Raw genomic sequence first — 20,499 nt, 5'->3', positions numbered from 1 at the left:
CCGACGGGAGGGAGAGCGATGCCTGCGAGCATCCTCGATGGGGCCGACGGCCCCATCGCCGTGGCCGCGTCGCGACGCGCTGCCTCTCCCTTCGCGGCGATCGCCGACCTCACCTGTCCGTCCTGCGGTTCGTCCCATGTCGCCCAAGTGCTCGGCGACAACGGCGGTGTCTCGTACGTGTGCACGGCCTGCGGCCGCAGCTGGAGCTGATCGATGGGTGCACACAGGCGGAAGTGCGACTGGTGCGGCAGTGGTACGCCGATCGTCCGCGACATGGAACCGGTCAACCCGGACTATCAGTACTGGTGCGAGGAGTGTGCGCGGGCGCTGATCATAAAGGGCGACCCCATCGAGACGTACCGCGAACTCGAAGGGGAGCCGATCTATGGCCGGCTGCTCGACGAACACTGCACGCTCAAGCGCTTCTATTCCTTCGCCACGGCTTGATCCACTGCCCTGCTCCTTGCGCCAGGAACGCGAAAGCGGTCCCTACGTAGAGGGCGGACAGCGTCATCTCGCCATAATTCTGGCCGAGTTCCAGCCGTCCCACCCCATGGGGAACCCACCACAGAGCGTACGAACAGAAGACGAGGACCACGGCGCCGGTGGCCGCCCACCGGGCCCGGCCGCCCCGGCGCACCGCCTCCGTCCACACGAGCAGAGCCATCGGCACGCACCACACCCAGTGGTGCGACCACGACACCGGGCTGACCAGCAGCGCCGTCGCCGCGCAGCTCACCGCCGCCCGTGCGCGCTCCCCGCGCAGCGCCGCGCGCACCGCGACCGCGAGGCCGAGCACGCCGGCCGCCGTCGCGGTCACCGCCCACCAGACGCCGGGCTCCGCGGTGTGCAGGAGCCGGGCGAGCACCCCGCGCAGTGACTGGTTCGCGGTGTCCTCGGGGAGCCCGACACGGCCCGCCTCGAAGACCATCCGGCTCCAGAAGCGCCGGGAGTCGTACGGCAGGAGGGCCGCCGCGAGCAGCGTCGCACCGGCGAACGAGACGGCCGCCACGCACGCGTGGCGCACGGGTTCCTGCCAGCGCCCGCGCCGGACGGCCTCGGCGGCACCGGTGAGCAGCAAGAACACCGCGAAGAGCGCGGGAGTGAGCTTGATCGCCGCCGCGATGCCGATGCCCAGGCCCGACCAACGCCGGCCGGGGTGCCGGGACAGATCCCACAGGACCAGGACGGCGAGCAGCAGATTGATCTGGCCGTACCGCAGGGTCGTCCACACCGGTTCCGCCCAGACCGCGAGCGCGGACACCCACAGTGCGGTCTCCACGCGCGCGTGCCCCGCGCCCGGGACGGGCCCGACGAGCCGGAGGGAGAGGTGCGCGAAGGCCACCAGGAGGAGCAGGTTTCCCAGCGTCGCCAGCGTGCGCATGTCCGCCGTGTCCAGGAGCGTCAGCGGCGTGAACAGGAGGGCGGCGAACGGCGGGTACGTGGTGGGCAGATGAGCCTCGGTGGTGCGCAGCGCGTAGAGGTCGCCGCCCGCGCGCACGGTCTCGCCCTCGGCGCGGTAGACCATCAAGTCGATCATCGAGACGTCCGCGGCACGCTGCGCGAGCCAGAAGGCCGTGAAGGAGAGCAGGCACGCTGCGGCGGCGAGGGGCACGCGGCGGCGGGCGCCGACAAGCGCGATCACGGTCACGAAGGCTGACAGTACCGCCCGTATCCGTACAGACCGGAAACGATTTGGTGGAGCACGGGGATGACCGTGTAATGTTTACGAAGTCGCCGGGGGAACCGGGCGGACAAGCAAGGGGCTATAGCTCAGTTGGTAGAGCGCCTGCATGGCATGCAGGAGGTCAGGAGTTCAATTCTCCTTAGCTCCACAGCAGATGAGAGCGGGCCACCCGGATCGGGTGGCCCGCTTTCGTGTGTCCTCTAGGCGACTGTTTCCGGGCGGCTCACTGTCGTCCGCTGCCGAGCGCCCTGCGGCCACGGCCGCGGCCCGGCGGCAGCGCGAGCGGCAGTGCCGTGCGCGGCGAGGGCACGGACGGGTCCTCCTCGACGCGCAGCGCGAGCGCGGGGCAGCGGCGTACGGCACGTGCGGCACGCGCTTCGGAGTACCGCGGTACGGACGCTTCCGCCACACCGGGGAAGCCGTCGGGGCCCAGCTGGATCAGCTCGGGGATGATGTCCGCGCACAGCCCGTGGCCCTGGCAGAGCGTCCAGTCGACGGCGAGCCTGCGGCCACTGGGGGCCTCCGCCTGCGGCAGCTCCTCCTGGAGGGGCAGCACGCCCTCCACGGGACGGCCGCAGCCGCCGCCGAGGACGTGCGCGGCGAGGTCGTCCGTGAACGCCGAGATGGTGGACTCGATGAACGCCGCCGTGCCGTCCGGGTGCTTGCAGGCGCCGCGTCGCTTCACGGCCCGTGTCACCTCGCGCAGCGCCTCCAGGGCGGTGGGTCCGCCACCGTCCAGGACGTCCGCGAGGCCGCGGGCCGCCGCGGGGAGGCCCAGGTAGCAGGGGCCGCACTGACCGGCGCTCTCGGAGGCCAGCCAGTTCGCCACGTGCAGCGCCTCACCGAGCGGGCAGGTGCCGGGGCCGATCGGCAGGATCGCGCCCGCGCCCAGCGCGCCGCCGCAGGCCTCCAGGGAGGCGCGTGAGACGACCGCGTCATGAGCGGTGACCGCGTCGAGCCACTTGCCGTGATAGCCGCCCGTCAGGACGCCCTGGGGGAGCGGCGGGGCACCGGCCAGCTGCAGGACGTACCGCAGGGGCACCCCCGTGGGGACCTCGACCACCATGGGTCTGGCGACGGCTCCGGAGACGGTGAGCAGCACCGTGCCCGGCTCCTCCCGCAGACCGGTGCGGCAGTAGCGGTCGGGGCCGATCCGGGCGGCGACCGCGAGCTGGGCGAAGGTCTCCGCGTTGGACAGCAGGGTGGGCGCGCCGCCCACCCCGGACTCGGAGGTGCGCACCTTGCGTCCCGGCGGCATGGGCGGGCCGCCGTCCGCCGAGCGCACCAGGGCCGACGACTCACCGGTCACCATGCGCACCGGATTGCGCTGCACGCGCGCGCGGATGCTCGATCCGCGACGGTTGGTCAGGCCGCGCTCGGCGAGCGCCGCGAGCATCGAGGACTCCGTGGAGTCCCGGGTCACGCCCACGACGAGCGTGCGGGCGCCCAGGGCCTCGGCGGCAAGGAGCGCGCCGTCGAGGATGAGGTGCGGGGCCCGGTTGATCAGGACGGTGTCCTTGCGGCAGGCGGGTTCGTCCTCGCTGCCGTTGACGACGACCACGGGGCGCACCCCGCGGCGTATCGCCGCGTCGGCGACCGAGCGCAGCTTCTTGGCGAAGGGGAAGCCCGCGCCGCCCCTGCCGCGCAGCGAGATCGCCTCGGAGAGGGTGGCGAGGGACTCGCCCGCCATGGGTTCGAGCGGGCCGTGCACCTTCAGGTGCATCGCCAGATCGAGGCGCTCGACCAGGTCGAAGCCCGAGGTCAGGAGCGGAAGCCCGACGACACGGACTTCGGGGACGTCGGGCAGCGACGCGTTCACTTGGGTCCTCCGGTGGCGGCGTTCCAGGGCTCGCCCGAACTCGGCGCCTGGAAGGTGTGGGGCAGCGGCTCAGTGGCGGGGCCGCTGTCGTACGGGGCTTGGTACGGGGCCTCGTACGGGGGATGAGGGACCTCGCCGTACGGCGGGTCGTACGCGGTGTCGTGGGAGCGGTAGGCGGTGTCCTCGGAGCCGTACGCCTGGGAGTGGGTGTCGTACGAGGTGTCCCTGTGGTACGAGGCGTCGTACGGGATGTGAGGAGCCTCGGCCGGGGGCGGCGGGGACGGGGCCGGCCAGCGGGGCGGCGGTGGGTCGGTGCTGGACACGACCTCCGTGGGCTGGTTGGTGGAGGCGAGGACGCGGTAGGCCGCCGCGATGCCGACCACCGGGGCGGCGGGGTCGGACTCGGATTCGGGGGCACGGCCGGGAGCGGCGGCCGTGCCGGGGAGCGGCGATTCGGCGGTGTCCCGGCGGGCGGGCTCCCTGCCGCCCAGCCTGCGCTCCGGTTCGAGGACGGCCAGGATCCGGGCGGCCACCTTTCGCTTGATCGGGAGAGGGGAGGCGCGCAGCGCGACCGCACCCGCGACGGCGACCAGGCAGAGGCTGTACAGGACGATCACGTACGGCTTCGGGGCGCGTCCCGCGTACAGGCCGTGGATCAGTGCCGAACACCAGGCGGGGTAGGCGAGCATGTGCAGCGCCCGCCAGCGCGACGCGACCTGGGCCGGGGAGGCGAAGGCGCTGCGCAGGGCCCCGGTGACGCCGGTGACCACCATGAGGAGCCCGGCGAGCGAACCGAGGCCGATCAGCCCGTCGCTGCCCGAGAAGCCGAGCCCGAAGGGGATGAGGGCGCCGACCGGCGACACGTGGTCGAGCGTGAGCTTGACGGTGACGTGGAGCAGCAGGAAACCGATGGAGGCGACGGCGGTGGCCCGGTGCACGGCCTGGGCGAGCAGTCGCTGACGGGAGTGCAGGAAGATCCGGTCGGTGGCGACCAGGCCCCAGACGACGGCGGCGGTCAGGGAGACCAGGGACAGGACGCCGGTGGTGAAGTCGAGCGCGGCGCGGAAGGCGTCGCTCCCGAGGATCACGAGCAGGGGTATGAGCAGCAGTGCGGCGGTCGTCAGGACTCCGCGCGTGGTTCTGCTCGGTTCGGGGAAGGCTGCGAACGAACGGCTCTTGCGGCTTGAACGGTTGGAGCGGTTGGTGCGGCTCTGACGATGCGGATTCAGAGGGTTCATGGGGGCGACTCCGAAATGGCTCGATCGCCGCATGCTAAGTGGCCGCATACCAGTGAGTACGAGGTTTGAGTTATTGCGTCGTTATCTAAAAGCGATGCGATCTTGGTGTTGCCCCGATAGAGGTCGGTACGCGGGGTAACCCTTGGCCAAAGGTCAGGTTCCGCGTCTCCGGGAGACTCCGGAGCGGCCGTGGGCGGCACGGTGGAACCTCGTCGCGGGCCGCGCGGGCGCTGCGGTACCCTGACGCCATGCGTGCCGTACGCCTTCTGCTTAGCGGGCCGCGCTGATCAGTCCCGACCGCCGGAAAATCGCGGTCGGCATCGGCGCGGCGTCCCCTCCTGTGTGAGGGGCTTTTTCATTTGGCCAGGACGGTCATTTCCGCAGGCAGAGACGATCGATGGAGCTTTGAGAATCATGAGCGAGACGAATTCTGCTGCCGCCTCCGAGGTGGCCGCACCGCACCGCTACACGGCCGCCCTGGCCGCCGAGATCGAGGCACGCTGGCAGGACTTCTGGGACGCCGACGGCACGTACGAGGCGCCCAACCCGAGCGGTGACCTGGCGGCGGACGGCGACGCGCAGGCCGCGCTGGTCGCCAAGCCCAAGCAGTTCATCATGGACATGTTCCCGTACCCCTCCGGCGCGGGCCTGCACGTCGGCCACCCGCTGGGATACATCGCCACCGACGTCTACGCGCGCTTCCGGCGCATGACGGGCCACAACGTCCTGCACACCCTGGGCTTCGACGCCTTCGGCCTGCCCGCCGAGCAGTACGCCGTACAGACGGGCACGCACCCCCGGGTCTCCACCGAGGCCAACATCGAGAACATGAAGTCGCAGCTGCGCGGTCTGGGCCTGGGCCACGACAAGCGCCGCTCCTTCGCGACGATCGACCCGGACTACTACAAGTGGACCCAGTGGATCTTCGTACAGATCTTCAACTCCTGGTATGACGCCGACGCCCAGAAGGCCCGCCCCATCGCCGACCTGGTCGCCCAGTTCGACAGCGGTGAGCGCGCCGTTCCCGGCACCACGCGCGCGTGGAGCGAACTGGACGCCGCCGAGCGCGCGGAGGTCCTGAGCCAGTACCGCCTGGCGTACGCCTCCGACGCCCCCGTCAACTGGTGTCCCGGCCTGGGCACCGTCCTGGCGAACGAGGAGGTCACCGCCGACGGACGCTCCGAGCGCGGCAACTTCCCCGTCTTCAAGGCCAAGCTGCGCCAGTGGAACATGCGCATCACCGCCTACGCGGACCGCCTGCTCGACGACCTGGACGCACTGGACTGGCCCGAGGCCATCAAGCTGCAGCAGCGCAACTGGATCGGCCGCTCCGAGGGCGCCCGCGTCGACTTCCCCGTCGGCTCCGAGGACGGCGACGCGATCACCGTCTTCACCACCCGCCAGGACACCCTGTTCGGCGCCACCTACATGGTCCTGGCGCCCGAGCACGAACTGGTCGACAAGCTCGTCCCCGACGCCTGGCCCGAGGGCACCCACGAGACGTGGACCGGCGGGCACGCCACCCCGGCCGAGGCCGTCGCCAAGTACCGCGCGTTCGCCGCTTCCAAGTCCGACGTGGAGCGCCAGGCCGACGCCAAGGAGAAGACCGGCGTCTTCACCGGCGTCTACGCCACCAACCCGGTCAGCGGCGAGCAGGTCCCGGTCTTCATCGCCGACTACGTACTGATGGGCTACGGCACCGGCGCGATCATGGCCGTCCCGGCGCACGACAGCCGTGACTTCGCCTTCGCGCGCGCCTTCCACCTGCCGATGCGCTGCGTGGTCGAGCCGTCCGACGGCCGCGGCACCGACACGTCGACGTGGGACGACGCCTTCTCCTCCTACGAGGCGAAGCTGGTCAACTCCGCGAACGCGGAGATCTCGCTGGACGGCATGGATGTCGCCGGCGCCAAGGCCCGCATCACCGGCTGGCTGGCCACGCGCGGCATCGGCGAGGGCACCGTCAACTTCCGCCTGCGCGACTGGCTGTTCAGCCGCCAGCGCTACTGGGGCGAGCCCTTCCCGATCGTCTACGACGAGGACGGCATCGCCCACTCGCTGCCCGAGTCGATGCTGCCCCTGGAACTGCCGGAGGTCGACGACTACTCCCCGCGCACCTTCGAGCCGGACGACGCGGACACCTCCCCGGAGACGCCGCTGTCCCGCAACGAGGACTGGGTCAACGTCACCCTGGACCTGGGCGACGGCCCCAAGAAGTACCGCCGCGAGACCAACACCATGCCCAACTGGGCCGGTTCCTGCTGGTACGAGCTGCGCTACCTGGACCCGCACAACGACCGGCAACTGGTCGACCCCGCCGTCGAGCAGTACTGGATGGGCCCGCGCGAGGGCCAGCCGACCGGCGGCGTCGACCTGTACGTGGGCGGCGCCGAGCACGCCGTGCTGCACCTGCTGTACGCCCGCTTCTGGTCGAAGGTGCTGTTCGACCTGGGGCACATCTCGTCCGCCGAGCCGTTCCACAAGCTGTTCAACCAGGGCATGATCCAGGCCTACGTCTACCGCGACAGCCGTGGCTTCCCGGTCCAGGCGACCGAGGTCGAGGAGCGCGACGGCCAGTACTTCTTCGAGGGCGAGCCGGTCAAGCGCGAGCTGGGCAAGATGGGCAAGTCCCTGAAGAACGCCGTCACTCCGGACGAGATCTGCGAGGAGTACGGCGCGGACACCCTGCGCCTGTACGAGATGGCGATGGGCCCGCTGGACGTCTCGCGCCCGTGGGACACGCGCGCGGTGGTCGGCCAGTACCGCCTGCTGCAGCGGATGTGGCGGCTGATCGTCGACGAGTCGACCGGTGAGGTCACCGTCACGGACGTCGCGGAGTCCGACATCGCCGAGGGCACGCTGCGCGCCCTGCACAAGGCGATCGACGGCGTCCGCCAGGACCTGGACGGCATGCGGTTCAACACCGCCATCGCCAAGATCACCGAGCTGAACAACTACCTGACCAAGGAAGGCGGCACGCTGCCGCGCTCGGTCGCCGAGCGCCTGGTGCTGCTGATCGCTCCGCTGGCCCCGCACGTCGGCGAGGAGCTGTGGCGCAAGCTGGGCCACACCGACTCGGTCGTCCACCGGGACTTCCCCGTGGCCGACCCGGCGTACGTCGTCGACGAGACCGTGACCTGCGTCGTGCAGATCAAGGGCAAGGTCAGGGCGCGTCTGGAGGTCTCCCCGTCGATCTCGGACGAGGAGCTGGAGAAGGTGGCCATGGGTGACGAGAGGGTGCTGACCGCGCTGGACGGCGCCGGCATCCGCAAGATCATCGTGCGGGCGCCGAAGCTGGTGAACATCGTTCCGGCCTAGAGCCGCGCAGGGGGCATGAGGGTAGTCCCCTACGGGCAGGTTGGGGGTTCCGCTGGAACCCTCCGCCTGCCCTTTGCGTTTACCGTGGAAGGGCCGGTGCGGAACTCGCCGCAGGACCTGGGAGGAGCGTCATGGAAGCCGTGATCGCGATCGTGGCGCTGCTCGTGCTGTTCGTCGCCTTTGGTGCGTACATGACGGTGAAGGCGATCGGCGCCGCCAAGCGCGGAGTGGACCGCACGATCTCGCAGGCCCGCCGGACGGTGGAGGACACGACGCTCCGGGCCAAGAGCTTCGGACAGATCGGCGCCGCGGGCGAACTGGCCCAGCTGCGGCTCTCGTTGCGCACGTCGATGCGGGCCACGCAGGAGACGCTGCAGGCCGGTGTCGCCGAGGACGCCTCGTTGAAGGAGTCCCTGGGGCTCTTCGAGCGGCTGAGCGCGCACGGGCACGAGCTGGACGACGAACTCCGGCGCCTCGAGCGCGAGCCGGACAAGGCGGCCATGGCCGGGCGGCTCCCCGCGCTGCGGGAGCGCACCGAGCAGGTCATCAAGGCGGCGGACTCACTGCGGTGGAGTGCGCGGGACCGGGCCCGCCGGTTCGCGGACGACGACCTGGACTCGCTGAGCACCCAGATCGACATCGAGGCGGGCGCCCTGCGGCACTGGACGAAGGAGCCGTCGCCCACGCAGACACCCGCCGCGTGGCCCGAGCCCGAGCCGGCGGCGGACGCGGCGGGCGGGAGTGCCGAGCAGACGTGGAGGGAACCCTCGGAACCGTCGGAGACCTCGGGCCCGGAGTCGGCGAGGCCCGCCATAACGCCGCCGACGCCGCGGCCCGCTTATCCCTGGGAGAAGCAGGCCAGGCCCGAGAGCACGACGTGACGGCACGGGTGACCTGGCACGGCCGGGAGCGCGACTGGCAGACTGACCCGCTGGGGGCCGGGCTGCCGTCGTCGGGTCCAGGCAGGTAATCTCCACCGCATGTCCCGTCATGTCGCGATCGTCACGGATTCAACGGCCTATCTGCCGCAGCGGACGATGGAACGGCACGGCATCACGTCGGTACCCCTGACCGTGGTCCTCGGTGACCAGGCGCTCGAAGAGGGCACGGAGATCTCCGCCCGCTCGCTGGCCCTGGCACTGCAGAAACGGCGTTCCGTCACCACGTCGCGGCCCAGCCCGGAAGTCTTCGCGGAGACCTACCGCAAGGTCGCCGAATCGGGTGCGACGGCCATCGTCTCGCTGCATCTGTCCGCCGAGTTCTCGGGCACGTACGACGCAGCGGCCCTCGCCGCGAAGGACGCGCCGGTGCCGGTGCGGGTGGTGGACACCGGAATGGTCGCGATGGCCCTCGGCTTCTGCGCGCTCGCGGCGGCCGAGGCCGCCGAGTCGGGTGGCTCGGTGGACGAGGCGGTGACCGCGGCGGAGAAGAGAGCCGCGAACACATCCGCGTACTTCTACGTCGACACCCTGGACTATCTGCGCCGTGGCGGCCGGATCGGCGCCGCGCAGGCCTTGCTGGGCTCGGCCCTTGCCGTGAAGCCGCTGCTCCAACTGGACGGCGGGCGCATCGAGATGCTGGAGAAGGTGCGGACGGCGTCCAAGGCGATCGCCCGCCTCGAGGAGATCGTGGTCGAGCGCGCCGGGTCGCACCGCGTCGACATCGCGGTGCATCACCTGGCGGCCCCGGAACGCGCGACCACCCTCGCGGACCGCCTCAGGGACCGGGTGCCGGGCCTCGCGGAGCTGCACGTCAGCGAGGTCGGCGCGGTGATCGGGGCGCATACGGGGCCGGGGTTGTTGGGGGCTGTGGTTTCGCCCTGGTGATGTGCGGGGCGGGGCGGTGAGGTGTGGGGCCGGTGGGGCGGGCGGTTGCGGGGTGGGGTGTGTGGGTGACGGAGTTATCCACAACTGCCGGGTAATCCACGGGAATTGACCAAGATCAACACGGTGGGGCCGCAGTGCCTAGCGTCGTTGGCATGGCACTTCGATCACTTTCAAGGACACCTGCCGCGACGAGCGGACCGGGCCGAGCCCCCGCGTCCGACGGCCGCGCTCCGGCTGGCCGCCGCGCTTCGGGCGGCCCTACTTCTCCTGCTCCTGACGGCCGTGCGCGATACCGCCGGACCCGAAGGCGAGCGGTGTCCCGGCGGGGACATGCTTCGGCGGAGGCGCGGGCACGGGCGTTGCGGCAACGCGCGGAGTCACTTTTTGCTGCGGGGGAGGTTCCGGGCGCTGGGGTTGGCCCGGGTCCGGTCCCTGGCCTCGGCCCCGGTCCAAGCACTGGCCCAGAACCTGGTCCAAGCGCCGGCCCAGAACCTGAACCAAGCGCCGGCCCAGACCCCGGGCAACGCTCTGGTCCAGAGCCTGGACCAGACCCCGGCCCAAGAGCCAGCCCAGAGCCAAGCCCACCGCGGCGGGGAGTGCGGGGGCAGTTGGAGGCCTCGCGGCGTTCACAGGGTGTGCGCGAGCGTGGGCGTGGGCGTGAGCCCGAGTGTGGGCCTGGGCGCGGGCCCGAGCCTGGGCCGATGCGGAAGCCGGGGTGGGCGTCGGAGCCGAGGTTGCAGCCGCATGCCACGCCGCAGTTGCAGACCCAGGCCCTGCGGTGGCGGCAGCCGGTGCTGGAGGGCCTGGGGCGACAGCAGCCGGAGGCCGCGGCGGCGCCGCAGGCGGGGCGGCAGGGTGTGGGCCGGCGTGAGTCGGTGCCGGGGAGTGTGGGGTGGCCGCAGGGTGTGTCGGTGCCGGAGGGGGTGCGGTCGTCTCGGTCGGCCTTGCGGCAGCCGGAGGCGGTAACGCTTCCGCAAGCCGTGCGGCAACCTCGGGCGGTGTCGGCGCCGGAAGGGGTGCAGTCCTCCCGGCCCGTGTCGCGGCAGCCGGGAGTGGTGACGCTTTCGGAGGCTGTGCGGGAGTCTCGGTCCGGGGCGGGGCCCGAGGTTGAGAGGGCGCCGCAGGCGGGGCGGCAGTCTCGGTCCGGGGCGGGGCCCGGGGTTGGGATGGTGCCGCAGGAAGAGCGCCAAGGTGGGCCGGGGCGTCCGGCGGTGGGGCGAGGGCGGGGTGTATGGGAGCCGGGGGGTACGGGGTCGGCCTGGGCGGGGGCGCGGCAGGCGGAGGCTGTGGCGGTGCGGGGACTGTCGGAGGCTCGGGCGGGCGCACCGGGTGATGGTCAGGCACAGCCGTCGGGCGGGGGTGCGTTGGTGTCGCCCCTGCGAGGGCGGGTGGGGCTGGCTTTGCGGGAGCGGTTGCCGGTGTGGCTGCAGCTGCGGTGCGGGCTCGAGCGGCGGAGTCTCGTGGCGCTCCTCGTGGTCCTTGCCGTCGCGGCGGTGTTCGCCGCCCAGCACTTCTGGGCCGGGCGGGCACAGCCGGTGCGGGCGCCGGACGTGGTCGGGGCGGCGCCCGATCGGGGCGGGGAGCCGTCTCCGTCGCCGGGGGCCCCGCCTCCTCCGGAGGGTGGTGGCAGACCGGTCGCCGGTGCGGGCGGCGGTGAGATCGTCGTGGACATCAGCGGCAAGGTCCGCAGCCCCGGAATTCTGCGGATGCCCGCAGGTTCCAGGGTCGCCGACGCGCTGAAGGCCGCAGGGGGAGTACGCCGCGGTGCTGACACGGACGGCCTCAACCGTGCCCGTCTGCTCATCGACGGCGAGCAGGTGGTCGTGGGCGCTCCGGTGACGGAACCGGCAGCACCGGCGGCGCCTGGCGTGGGGGCGGCCGAGGGAGCGGCCGAGGGGGCGACAGGAGCGGGCCCCGCCGCGCCAATCGGCCTCAGCACGGCTACTGCCGAGCAACTCGACGAACTGCCGGGCGTCGGCCCCGTGCTGGCCCAGCACATCATCGACTACCGCACGGAGCACGGCGGTTTCCGCTCGGTGGATGAACTCCGCGAGGTCAATGGCATCGGCGACAAACGCTATGCCGACCTGCAGAATCTCGTGCGGCCATGAGGGCGCGGAGTGAGCCGGTCGACGGGCGAGGAGCTCCAACGGCCCCGGGGCACCCCGCCGTGCACGTCCCGCCCGGCCTTCGGTCAGCGGAAGGCGAGCCTCGCCCGGAGGGTCCGCTGGACCTGCGGCTCGTGCCGCCCGCCCTCGCGGCGTGGGGGACCGCGGCCGTGGCGCTGGATGCTCCGCCCCGGTGGGTGATCGCGGCCGTGGTGGTCTGCGTGACGGTGGCCGGTGCCCTGTTGGTGACATGGACGGTGCGGGGGCGACCGGCAGGTGAGGGCCCTAGGAATGCCGAGGCGCCCCCGGAGCATGGAGGGTGGCGGCGGGACGCGGCAGCGCCAGGTGATGGCGGAAGGCGGCGGCAGCCCTGGCGGCGGGTCTCCGCGGCGGCCATCCTCCTCTGCGCCGCGGCGGGCGCTACCTCCGCGGCACTGCACGGGGCAGACCTGCACCGGGGCCCCGTCCCTGCCCTGGCACGTCAGTACGCCGAAGCAGAGGTCGAGTTGGAGGTCACGTCCGATCCCCGGCTGACGCGGCCCCGCGTCTCGGGGGCTCATGCCGTGCCGCCTTCCGTCATGGTGGACGCGGAGATCGTCCGGGTCAGGTCGGCGGACGGAAGTATCTCCGTGACCCGCACCCCGGTCCTGGTCTTCGCCGATAGCGGGGGCGGGGAGGGGAGCGGCGAGGGTGGGAGCTCCGCCGGGCACTGGTCCAGAGGCCGGTGGCTCGCGCTTCTGCCGTCGACCAGGCTTCGCGTGCAGGCGAGCCTCGCGCCGCCCTTGCCACGGGGCGACCGCGTCGCGGCGGTGCTGCGGGTCTCCGGAGAGCCGGCGCCCCGGGTGATCGAGGGGCCGTCGGGGCCGCAGCGCCTGGCGGGGCGGCTGCGGGGCGGGTTGCGGGAGGCCACGGACGGTTCGCCGCCCGATGCCCGGGAGTTGCTGCCCGGGCTGGTGGTCGGGGACACCTCGCGCGTGCGGCCCGAGCTGGAAGAGGCCTTCAAAGCGACCGACCTGACACACCTCCTTGCCGTGAGCGGTGCCAACCTCACGATCGTGCTCGCCCTGCTCATCGGCCCACCGGGCCTTGCTCAGCGTGCCGAACGGCGGGGTATCGCGCCGCGGTTGGGGATCCCGCTGCGGGCGACGGCGTTGATCGGCGGGGCGCTCACCCTCGGCTTCGTCATCGTGTGCCGACCGGACCCGAGCGTGCTGCGGGCAGCGGCCTGCGGGGCGATCGCGCTGCTGGCCATCGGCACCGGGCGGCGCCGGTCGCTGATCCCGGCGCTGGCCGCCGCCGTACTGCTGCTGGTTCTGTACGACCCGTGGCTGGCCCGTAGCCCCGGCTTCCTGCTCTCCGTGCTCGCCACTGGAGCTCTGCTCACCCTCGCCCCGAGGTGGAGTGCCGCCCTGCAAAGACGCCGGGTTCCGCCGCGCCTGGCCGAGGCGTTGGCCGCCGCGGCTGCCGCGCAGGCGGTGTGCGCGCCGGTCGTTGTCGTCCTTGCGGCACGGGTGAGCCTGGTGGCGGTGCCGTGCAACCTCCTCGCGGAGGTGGCCGTCGCGCCCGCCACGGTCCTCGGCTTCGCCACGCTTGCGACCGCGCCGTGGGCGATGCCGGTCGCCAAGGCTCTGGCATGGTGCGCGAGTTGGCCGGCCGGGTGGATCGCGGACATCGCCCGCGCGGGCGCGGCCCTGCCCGGCAGTGGGGTCGACTGGCCCGGCGGTTGGCGTGGGGGTCTGCTGCTGGCCCTCGCCACGGTCGGCGTGGTGCTGGTCGGCCGCAGGCTTGTCAGACATCCCTGGCTCAGCGCGGCCTGCGCCCTGCTGCTCCTCCTCGCGGTCGTGCAGCCGCCGCCCCTCACCCGGGTGATCGCGGGCTGGCCTCCGCCGGGGTGGCGGTTCGCGATGTGTGACGTGGGCCAGGGGGACGCCACGGTGCTCGCTGCCGGTGAGGGGGCGGGAGTGGTCGTCGACGCGGGGCCCGACCCGGTGCTCGTGGACCGCTGTCTGAGCTCGCTCGGCGTGACTCGCGTACCGCTGGTGCTGCTGACCCACTTCCATGCCGATCACGTGGCGGGCCTGCCGGGTGTGCTGCGGGGGCGTTCGGGCGGGGCGATCCAGACGACGGGGTTTCAAGAGCCCTACGAGCAGGCTCGCTTCGTACGGGAGCAGGCGGCAGCCCACGGGATCCCGGTGAGCCGTGCCGTGGCGGGGGAGCGGCGCCGTGCGAGTGCCGGAGCCCTCGACTGGCAGGTGCTCTGGCCCACGGCGGACGGCTCGGGCCTGCTGCCGACCCCCGATGGTCCGAACGACGCCAGCGTGACCCTGCTCGTCCGGGCCATGGGGGTGACCCTGCTCCTGCTCGGTGATCTCGAACCGCCCGCGCAACGGGCCCTGGCGCGCACCCCGGCCGTGGCGGCGCTGCCACCCGTGGACGTGCTCAAGGTCGCTCACCACGGCTCGGCATATCAGGACCCCGGCCTGCTGCGCCGGGCCGCACCTCGCCTAGCTCTCATCAGCTGCGGTCGGGACAACACATATGGCCACCCGGCACCCCGCACGGTCGCGGCGCTGCGGGCCGGGGGAGCGGAGGTCCTTCGGACGGATACGGACGGCTCGATCGCGGTCGTGGGCCCGCCGGACGAATCGGCGACCAGACCACCGAGCGGGGCGGCTCCGGCTTTGCAGGTAGCCACGCGACCGCCGTAGGGGCCGGGGGCCGGTTCTCCCCGAAGTCCTTCAGGTGTCAAAACGCCACCCAGGGTGACCAATTCGGGTAGTCGCGACAGTTCAAGTGCTAACGCAGGATTTCAGTGAAGTGGGTTCGTGTTGCATCGAATGCCGCAACGGTGATCGAATGCCTCTTCGGTACAGGAGTTGTCAAGGTGCACGGGGGTTGTCGCAGATGTTCGGCCGTTGGCTGGGAGACCGTACGAACCGAGGCGGTGGGGCCGGGCGGATCGCGGTCGGCCAAGCGGCACGGGCCGGGCGGGGCGGAGGGCCCATGTCCGCCGTGGCCGTTCCGCCCAGTGCGGGAGTGCTCAGCTGCCGGGTGCTCGACCCGGTCAATGAGCCCGTGCGGCACGCGGAATTCGCGGTCAGTGACGCCATGGGGCGCAAGGTCGTCGGTGGGGGACTGGATCCGTACGGTTCGTTCGTCGCGACCGTTCCGGCCGGTGACTACCGCCTGGCGGTCTCGGCGGAAGGGTTCACTCCGTACCGGGCGAACGCCACGGTCGGGGAGAGCGCGCACGCCTCGCTCGGCGACGTCATGCTCCAGATAGCCCCGCCCCCGGCGCTGCCCGAGCCCGGTGACTGGGAGCTCGATCCGCTGCACTCCTCGGTCGCCTTCACCGCGAGGCACATCGGTCTTGCGCGTATTCATGGGCGGTTCAACAGTTTCGCGGGCGCCATACGGCTGGGGGAGCGCATGGAGGAGTCCGCGATGCACGTCGTCATCGACGCGGCCTCCATCGACACCGCCGTGAAGATGCGCGACGACCATCTGCGGTCCGGGGACTTCCTCGACGTGGAGCGCTTCCCGACGATGGAGTTCTACAGCGACCGCTTCGTACACAAGGGCGGCAGCCGCTGGGCGATCTCGGGCGGTCTGACGCTGCACGGGGTGACGCGCACGGTGACGCTGGAGACGGAGTACCTCGGGGTGGGCCACGGTCTGGAGGGGGAGACCCGTGTGGCCTGCCGCGCCTCCACCGAGCTGCATCGTGACGACTTCACGATCAACTGGCAGACGATGCTCGCCCGCGGCATCGCGGCGGTCGGACCCAGCATCTCGATCGACCTCGACATCCAGGTCCTGCCCAAGAGCTGACTCCGGCCCCGTCGAGGCGCGGCCTAGGGAGCCTCCAGCCAGCCCTCGTGCTCCGCCGCGAGTTCGTCGAGCGCCGCCCGGTCCAGGCGCCGCTCGGGGTCCTCGACCACGACCAGCCACTGGGCGTCCTCGGCGTCGTCCTCGCCGGCCAGGGCGTCACGGACGAGCTGGGGCTGCTCGCGCACGCCGAAACGGTCGGGGAGTTCTTCGGCCACTTCCTCCGCGGCATCGCGGTCGGGCAGCACCAGGACATGTCGTACGTCGGTCACCCGGCCATTCTCCGATACGGGGCGAGCCGCTCGGGAACCGGCTGCGGTGGAGGGCGTGGGTGGACGGGCAGCGGGTGGAGGGGCCGCGGTGGACCTGTCGCACCGGACGGGCTGTACGGGGTCGGCTGTCAGTGGCGCGTGGGATGCTTGACCGCGATGGCCAGGAAGACAGATACCGCCGACCCGCTCGCCCCTCTCACGCTCGCCGTGGGCCAGGAGGACCTCCTCCTGGACCGCGCCGTGCAGCAGGTGGTGGCCGCCGCACGTGCCTCGGACGCCGACACGGACGTGCGCGACCTCACCTCCGACCAGTTGCAGCCCGGCACGCTCGCCGAGCTGACCAGCCCCTCGCTCTTCGCCGAGCGCAAGGTCGTGATCGTACGCAACGCGCAGGATCTGTCGGCCGACACGATCAAGGACGTGAAGGGGTATCTCGCGTCGCCGGCCGAGGAGATCACCCTCGTCCTGCTGCACGCGGGCGGCGCCAAGGGCAAGGGGCTGCTCGACGCCGCCCGCAAGGCGGGGGCCCGTGAGGTCGCCTGCCCCAAGATGACCAAGGCCGCGGACCGGCTCTCGTTCGTGCGGAGCGAGTTCCGCGCCCTGGGCCGTTCGGCCACGCCCGAGGCGTGCCAGGCCCTCGTCGACTCGATCGGCAGCGATCTGCGGGAGCTCGCGTCGGCGGTGTCCCAGCTGGTGGCGGACGTCGAGGGCACGATCGACGAGGCCGTCGTCGGCCGCTATTACACGGGCCGCGCCGAGGCCTCCAGCTTCACCGTGGCCGACCGTGCGGTGGAGGGGCGGGCCGCCGAAGCGCTTGAGGCGTTGCGCTGGTCCCTGTCGACCGGTGTCGCTCCCGTCCTGCTGACCAGCGCCCTCGCGCAGGCCGTCCGGGCGATCGGCAAGCTCTCCTCCGCGCGGGGCGGGCGGCCCGCCGACCTCGCCCGCGAACTGGGCATGCCGCCCTGGAAGATCGACCGGGTCCGGCAGCAGATGCGGGGATGGACGCCGGACGGCGTGGCCGCCGCGCTCACCGCTGTCGCGGCGGCCGACGCCGGGGTCAAGGGAGGCGGAGATGACCCGGAGTACGCCTTGGAGAAGGCCGTGGTCGCCGTCGCCCGCGCGGCAAGGGCCCGCCGAGGCTGACCTGAGCAACGGCTCGAACCGGCGTCTGGTCTGACCGTCTGGTCTGGCCGCCCGGGATGGGTGTCTGTGCCGGGGATGGCTGCTGCGGGAGGGGCGGCGCGGGATTCCCGTGCCGGCCGCGAGTGCTGGCCGCCTGCGCGGGACGCGTCGGCCGCCGGTGCCGGAGCCTGTGCCAGACACCTGCGCTGGGGCACCCGCGCCGGAGTCCGTGCCGGACGCCCAGGCCAGAGCACCCGCCCCGGCCGCCTGCGCTGGTCGCGTCGGCTGCCCGCGCCGGACGCCCCCGCAGGAGCGCCAGCGCCGAGGGAAACCTCTGCCGCTACCCCCGGGGGGGGCGTCGCCCAGACTCAGCTCAGACGCCCGAGTAGGAGTGTTTGCCGCCGAAGAGGAAGTTCACGCCGTAGTAGTTGAACAGGTAGCAGCTGAAGGCGATCAGGGCGAGGTAGGCGGCCTTGCGGCCCTTCCAGCCTGCCGTCGCGCGGGCGTGGAGGTAGCAGGCGTAGGCGACCCAGGTGATGAAGGACCAGACCTCCTTGGGGTCCCAGCCCCAGTAGCGGCCCCACGCGTCGCCCGCCCAGATCGCGCCCGCGACGATCGCGAACGTCCACAGGGGGAAGACGGCGGCGTTCACGCGGTAGGCGAACCGGTCGAGGCTGACCGCGGCGGGCAGCCGCTCCATGACGGAGGTCGCGAAGCGGCCGGGCCGGCCGCCCCCGGCGAGCTTGCTCTCGTACGAGTCGCGGAAGAGGAAGACGAGGTTGGACACCGCGCCGAGGTAGAGGACCGCGCCGCAGAAGATCGCGGTGGAGACGTGGATCCACAGCCAGTAGGAGTGCAGGGCCGGGACCAGGGGGGCGCTGTCGGTGTAGAGCCAGGTGACCGCGATACCCAGGTCGAGCAGGACGGTCGTGACCAGGGGCAGGCCGATCCACCGCACGTCCTTCTTCGCCAGGAGCAGGGCGAGGTAGACGCCGACGGCCACGGTGGAGAACGTGATGCTGAACTCGTACATGTTGCCCCACGGCGCCCGCTGCACCGAGAGGGCGCGGCTGAGCACGCCGCCGACCTCGGTGAGGAAGGCGAGCACGGTGAGGGACACGGCGATCCGGCCGTAGAGGTCGCCCTTCTCGTCCCCGCCGTGCGCACCGGGCCCGTCCTCGACGTCGCGCGCGTCGGTCGTGGAGCGCCCGATCACCTTCGGCCGGTCCAGTACGGCCGTACCACCGCTCGCCTGCGCCTGGCCCGCCCCCGCGGTCCCACGTCCGGCCCCCGCCCCGTTGTCGGCGACGAGCGCGGCGGCCGTGCGGCCGACCTTGCTGCGGCTGCCGAAAATCCATTCGGTGATATGGGCGAGGAAGGCCAACGTGTAGACAGCCATTGACGAATAGATCAGCACATTGCTGATGTGCGCCAAGTTCTCGTTGGCGGCGGCCAGATTCACTTCTCTGCCCCTTTGAAGGATTCAGACTGCGAGCCGGGCGCGGTCCACGCCCGGGAAGCAGCCTAGCCGCCGCGCCCTTCCCGACGGCATCCGGGGCCCGTGGCCGCAAAGGGCAATGTCACCCCGCCTTGGGCCAGTTGGCCCGCCACAGAGACCAGGGCGCAACACGATGCGGGCGTAGGGGGCTAGGGGACCAGGTCGCTTGTGGGCTTGGGGTGGAACTCTTGGGTGGGGCCGCTGCCTTCGGGTGTCGGGGGAGTCGAAGCCGTTGGTTTGGGCGGAGGTTGACGGCCACTCAGGGGCCATGATTGAATCGATCAAGTTGTATTCCGTACCCATTGATTTCTGCCTGATTCTGCGGATCTCCTCTTGATTTCCGTGTGATTCAAGCCACTTCAGGGGTGCCATTCACAGGGAACCCTCAAAGCGGGGGCCGGGGTTCCGTGTTCGCATGGTGAGAAGCAGGGGGCCTCCGTTCTGTCTCGGAGGGGATTCGGCCGCGTACGGCCGTCACTTTATGCACGCAGAACTGATCCTGGCGGATCTGCACACGTCTCTCGACTCTCCGGTCATCGAATCGATGAACTTCCTCAACGAGATCGCGCAGCGTTTCCCCGAGGCACTCTCGATGGCGGCGGGGCGGCCGTACGAAGGATTCTTCGACACCGCGGACATGCACCGTCATCTCCGCGTCTTCGAGGAGCATCTCCTTGCGGAGAATGACGGGGACGTGCCCCGGACGCGCCGCACCCTCCTGCAGTACGGCAGGACCAAGGGGATCATTCACGGCCTCATCGCCAAGAATCTCTCCGTCGACGAGAACATCGACGTCGACCCGGAGAGCGTGGTCGTCACGGTCGGCTGCCAGGAGGCACTCTTCCTCACGCTGCGCGCGCTGCGCCGCGGCGAGGAGGACGTCCTGCTGGCCCCGATGCCCTGTTATGTGGGGGCGACGGGGGCGGCCGAACTGGCGGATATGCGGGTACTTCCCGTCAAGGAGAGCGCCGACGGCATCGACCTGGACGATCTCGTCCGGGTCGCCGAGGAGGCCAAGGCGGCCGGATTGCGGCCGCGTGCCTGTTATGTCGTGGCCGATTTCGCCAATCCCTCCGGCGCCAGTCTCAGCCGTGACACCAGGGAGGCCTTGCTCCGGCTGGCCGCCGAGCATGACTTCCTCATCCTGGAGGACAATCCCTACGGGATATTTCAGGCCACCGGCATCGAGCCGCTTCCCACGCTCAAGTCCCTCGACCGGGACAGGCGGGTCGTCTATCTCGGTTCCTTCGCCAAGACGGGCCTTCCGGGTGCGCGGATCGGATTCGTGGTCGCCGACCAGCAGGTGGCGACGGCGGACGGCCGGTCCGTACTCTTCGCCGACCAGCTGGCGAAGATCAAGAGCATGCTCACGGTAAACACCTCACCGGTGGCCCAGGCGGTGATCGGCGGGAAACTCCTGGAGAACGACTACAGCCTGCGTGCGGCGAACGTACGGGAAACGGAGCTGTACCAGGGGAACCTCCGGCATCTGCTCAAGGAACTCGAGCGGAACTTCCCGGCGGGGAGCCGTCCCGAGGTGACCTGGAATACGCCGGCCGGCGGGTTCTTCGTCGTCGTCACGGTTCCTTTCCCGGTCGACGACGAACTCCTCGAGCATTCCGCGCGCCGACACCGGGTCCTGTGGACTCCCATGCACCACTTCTATGGCGACGGTCGGCCGCGCTGGCAGATCCGCCTGTCCTTCAGCTATCTGTCCCCGGCGGACATCACGGTCGGCGTCGACCGTCTCGCGGAGTTCATTCGCGAGCAGGCCGGCTGACGT

Annotated in this window: 15 protein-coding genes and 1 tRNA gene; 11 read left to right on the top strand and 5 right to left on the bottom strand. The window is 71.5% G+C overall.

Annotation, left to right across the window (positions count from 1 at the left end; all coding sequences use genetic code 11):
* Window positions 1-18 precede the first annotated feature (18 nt).
* Window positions 19-210, top strand: a complete 192-nt coding sequence (locus AB0E78_RS04675; protein ID WP_361828189.1) for a hypothetical protein — start codon at window positions 19-21, stop codon at window positions 208-210.
* A 3-nt stretch (window positions 211-213) separates the two neighbouring features.
* The gene (locus AB0E78_RS04670; RefSeq protein WP_016643127.1) at window positions 214-447 is read left to right on the top strand and encodes a hypothetical protein; all 234 of its coding nucleotides are present in this window, start codon (window positions 214-216) and stop codon (window positions 445-447) included.
* Here the strand turns inward: AB0E78_RS04670 and AB0E78_RS04665 are convergent.
* Complete coding sequence (locus tag AB0E78_RS04665; RefSeq protein ID WP_361828187.1) at window positions 416-1,651, bottom strand: glycosyltransferase 87 family protein; 1,236 nt, start codon at window positions 1,649-1,651, stop codon at window positions 416-418. The genes AB0E78_RS04670 and AB0E78_RS04665 overlap by 32 nt on opposite strands.
* A gap of 111 nt (window positions 1,652-1,762) precedes the next feature.
* Between AB0E78_RS04665 and AB0E78_RS04660 the strand changes: the two genes are divergently transcribed.
* Window positions 1,763-1,835, top strand: a tRNA-Ala gene (locus AB0E78_RS04660).
* 75 nt (window positions 1,836-1,910) lie between these two features.
* On the opposite strand, the gene AB0E78_RS04655 is transcribed toward AB0E78_RS04660, so the two are convergent.
* Together AB0E78_RS04655 and AB0E78_RS04650 are read right to left on the bottom strand one after the other, a co-directional pair.
* Window positions 1,911-3,506, bottom strand: a complete 1,596-nt coding sequence (locus tag AB0E78_RS04655; RefSeq protein WP_361828185.1) for an NADH-ubiquinone oxidoreductase-F iron-sulfur binding region domain-containing protein — start codon at window positions 3,504-3,506, stop codon at window positions 1,911-1,913.
* Window positions 3,503-4,744 (bottom strand): ferric reductase-like transmembrane domain-containing protein, encoded by a 1,242-nt coding sequence (locus tag AB0E78_RS04650; RefSeq protein ID WP_361828182.1) that lies wholly within the window; start codon window positions 4,742-4,744, stop codon window positions 3,503-3,505. Before AB0E78_RS04650 ends, AB0E78_RS04655 begins: the two co-directional genes overlap by 4 nt.
* Before the next feature lie 414 nt (window positions 4,745-5,158).
* Here AB0E78_RS04650 and leuS point away from each other — a divergent pair, with 414 nt between their 5' ends.
* The 6 genes from leuS (at window position 5,159) to AB0E78_RS04620 (ending at window position 15,827) form a co-directional block, all read left to right on the top strand.
* Window positions 5,159-8,062 carry a leucine--tRNA ligase gene (leuS, locus tag AB0E78_RS04645; RefSeq protein WP_361828179.1) on the top strand — a complete coding sequence of 968 codons (2,904 nt, stop codon included), beginning with the start codon at window positions 5,159-5,161 and terminating at the stop codon, window positions 8,060-8,062.
* A 131-nt stretch (window positions 8,063-8,193) separates the two neighbouring features.
* Window positions 8,194-8,943, top strand: a complete 750-nt coding sequence (locus AB0E78_RS04640) for a hypothetical protein (RefSeq protein WP_361828176.1) — start codon at window positions 8,194-8,196, stop codon at window positions 8,941-8,943.
* Between the two features lie 99 nt (window positions 8,944-9,042).
* Entirely contained in the window at window positions 9,043-9,888 is an 846-nt protein-coding gene (locus tag AB0E78_RS04635; protein ID WP_361828173.1) for a DegV family protein, read from the top strand.
* Window positions 9,889-11,054: 1,166 nt separating this feature from the next.
* On the top strand, window positions 11,055-11,999 hold the full coding sequence (locus AB0E78_RS04630; RefSeq protein WP_361828171.1) for a ComEA family DNA-binding protein: 945 nt from the start codon (window positions 11,055-11,057) through the stop codon (window positions 11,997-11,999).
* Window positions 12,000-12,058: 59 nt separating this feature from the next.
* On the top strand, window positions 12,059-14,704 hold the full coding sequence (locus AB0E78_RS04625; protein WP_361828168.1) for a ComEC/Rec2 family competence protein: 2,646 nt from the start codon (window positions 12,059-12,061) through the stop codon (window positions 14,702-14,704).
* 196 nt (window positions 14,705-14,900) lie between these two features.
* On the top strand, window positions 14,901-15,827 hold the full coding sequence (locus AB0E78_RS04620) for a YceI family protein (RefSeq protein WP_361828564.1): 927 nt from the start codon (window positions 14,901-14,903) through the stop codon (window positions 15,825-15,827).
* Between the two features lie 23 nt (window positions 15,828-15,850).
* On the opposite strand, the gene AB0E78_RS04615 is transcribed toward AB0E78_RS04620, so the two are convergent.
* The gene (locus AB0E78_RS04615; protein WP_361828166.1) at window positions 15,851-16,096 is read right to left on the bottom strand and encodes a hypothetical protein; all 246 of its coding nucleotides are present in this window, start codon (window positions 16,094-16,096) and stop codon (window positions 15,851-15,853) included.
* A gap of 156 nt (window positions 16,097-16,252) precedes the next feature.
* Between AB0E78_RS04615 and holA the strand changes: the two genes are divergently transcribed.
* Window positions 16,253-17,239, top strand: a complete 987-nt coding sequence (gene holA / locus AB0E78_RS04610) for a DNA polymerase III subunit delta (RefSeq protein ID WP_361828164.1) — start codon at window positions 16,253-16,255, stop codon at window positions 17,237-17,239.
* 352 nt (window positions 17,240-17,591) lie between these two features.
* Here holA and ccsB read toward each other — a convergent pair whose 3' ends face one another.
* Window positions 17,592-18,680 (bottom strand): c-type cytochrome biogenesis protein CcsB, encoded by a 1,089-nt coding sequence (gene ccsB / locus AB0E78_RS04605; RefSeq protein ID WP_361828161.1) that lies wholly within the window; start codon window positions 18,678-18,680, stop codon window positions 17,592-17,594.
* Between the two features lie 517 nt (window positions 18,681-19,197).
* On the opposite strand from ccsB, the gene AB0E78_RS04600 reads away from it, so the two are divergent.
* Window positions 19,198-20,496, top strand: a complete 1,299-nt coding sequence (locus tag AB0E78_RS04600) for a PLP-dependent aminotransferase family protein (RefSeq protein WP_361828159.1) — start codon at window positions 19,198-19,200, stop codon at window positions 20,494-20,496.
* Window positions 20,497-20,499 lie beyond the last annotated feature (3 nt).

Source organism: Streptomyces sp. NPDC032198 (assembly GCF_040636975.1).
GTDB lineage: Bacteria > Actinomycetota > Actinomycetes > Streptomycetales > Streptomycetaceae > Streptomyces.
Note: the sequence above shows the minus strand (reverse complement) of the source record. Positions and strands in the feature narration are given on the sequence as shown.

Bases quoted from the DNA above. Each gene is read 5' to 3' on its own strand.
- AB0E78_RS04635 (WP_361828173.1), top strand. From the start codon at position 9,043: ATGTCCCGTCATGTCGCGATCGTCACGGATTCAACGGCCTATCTGCCG.
- AB0E78_RS04675 (WP_361828189.1), top strand. From the start codon at position 19: ATGCCTGCGAGCATCCTCGATGGGGCCGACGGCCCCATCGCCGTGGCC.
- AB0E78_RS04620 (WP_361828564.1), top strand. From the start codon at position 14,901: ATGTTCGGCCGTTGGCTGGGAGACCGTACGAACCGAGGCGGTGGGGCC.
- holA (WP_361828164.1), top strand. From the start codon at position 16,253: ATGGCCAGGAAGACAGATACCGCCGACCCGCTCGCCCCTCTCACGCTC.
- AB0E78_RS04670 (WP_016643127.1), top strand. From the start codon at position 214: ATGGGTGCACACAGGCGGAAGTGCGACTGGTGCGGCAGTGGTACGCCG.
- AB0E78_RS04600 (WP_361828159.1), top strand. From the start codon at position 19,198: ATGCACGCAGAACTGATCCTGGCGGATCTGCACACGTCTCTCGACTCT.
- AB0E78_RS04640 (WP_361828176.1), top strand. From the start codon at position 8,194: ATGGAAGCCGTGATCGCGATCGTGGCGCTGCTCGTGCTGTTCGTCGCC.
- AB0E78_RS04630 (WP_361828171.1), top strand. From the start codon at position 11,055: ATGGTGCCGCAGGAAGAGCGCCAAGGTGGGCCGGGGCGTCCGGCGGTG.
- leuS (WP_361828179.1), top strand. From the start codon at position 5,159: ATGAGCGAGACGAATTCTGCTGCCGCCTCCGAGGTGGCCGCACCGCAC.
- AB0E78_RS04650 (WP_361828182.1), bottom strand. From the start codon at position 4,744: ATGAACCCTCTGAATCCGCATCGTCAGAGCCGCACCAACCGCTCCAAC.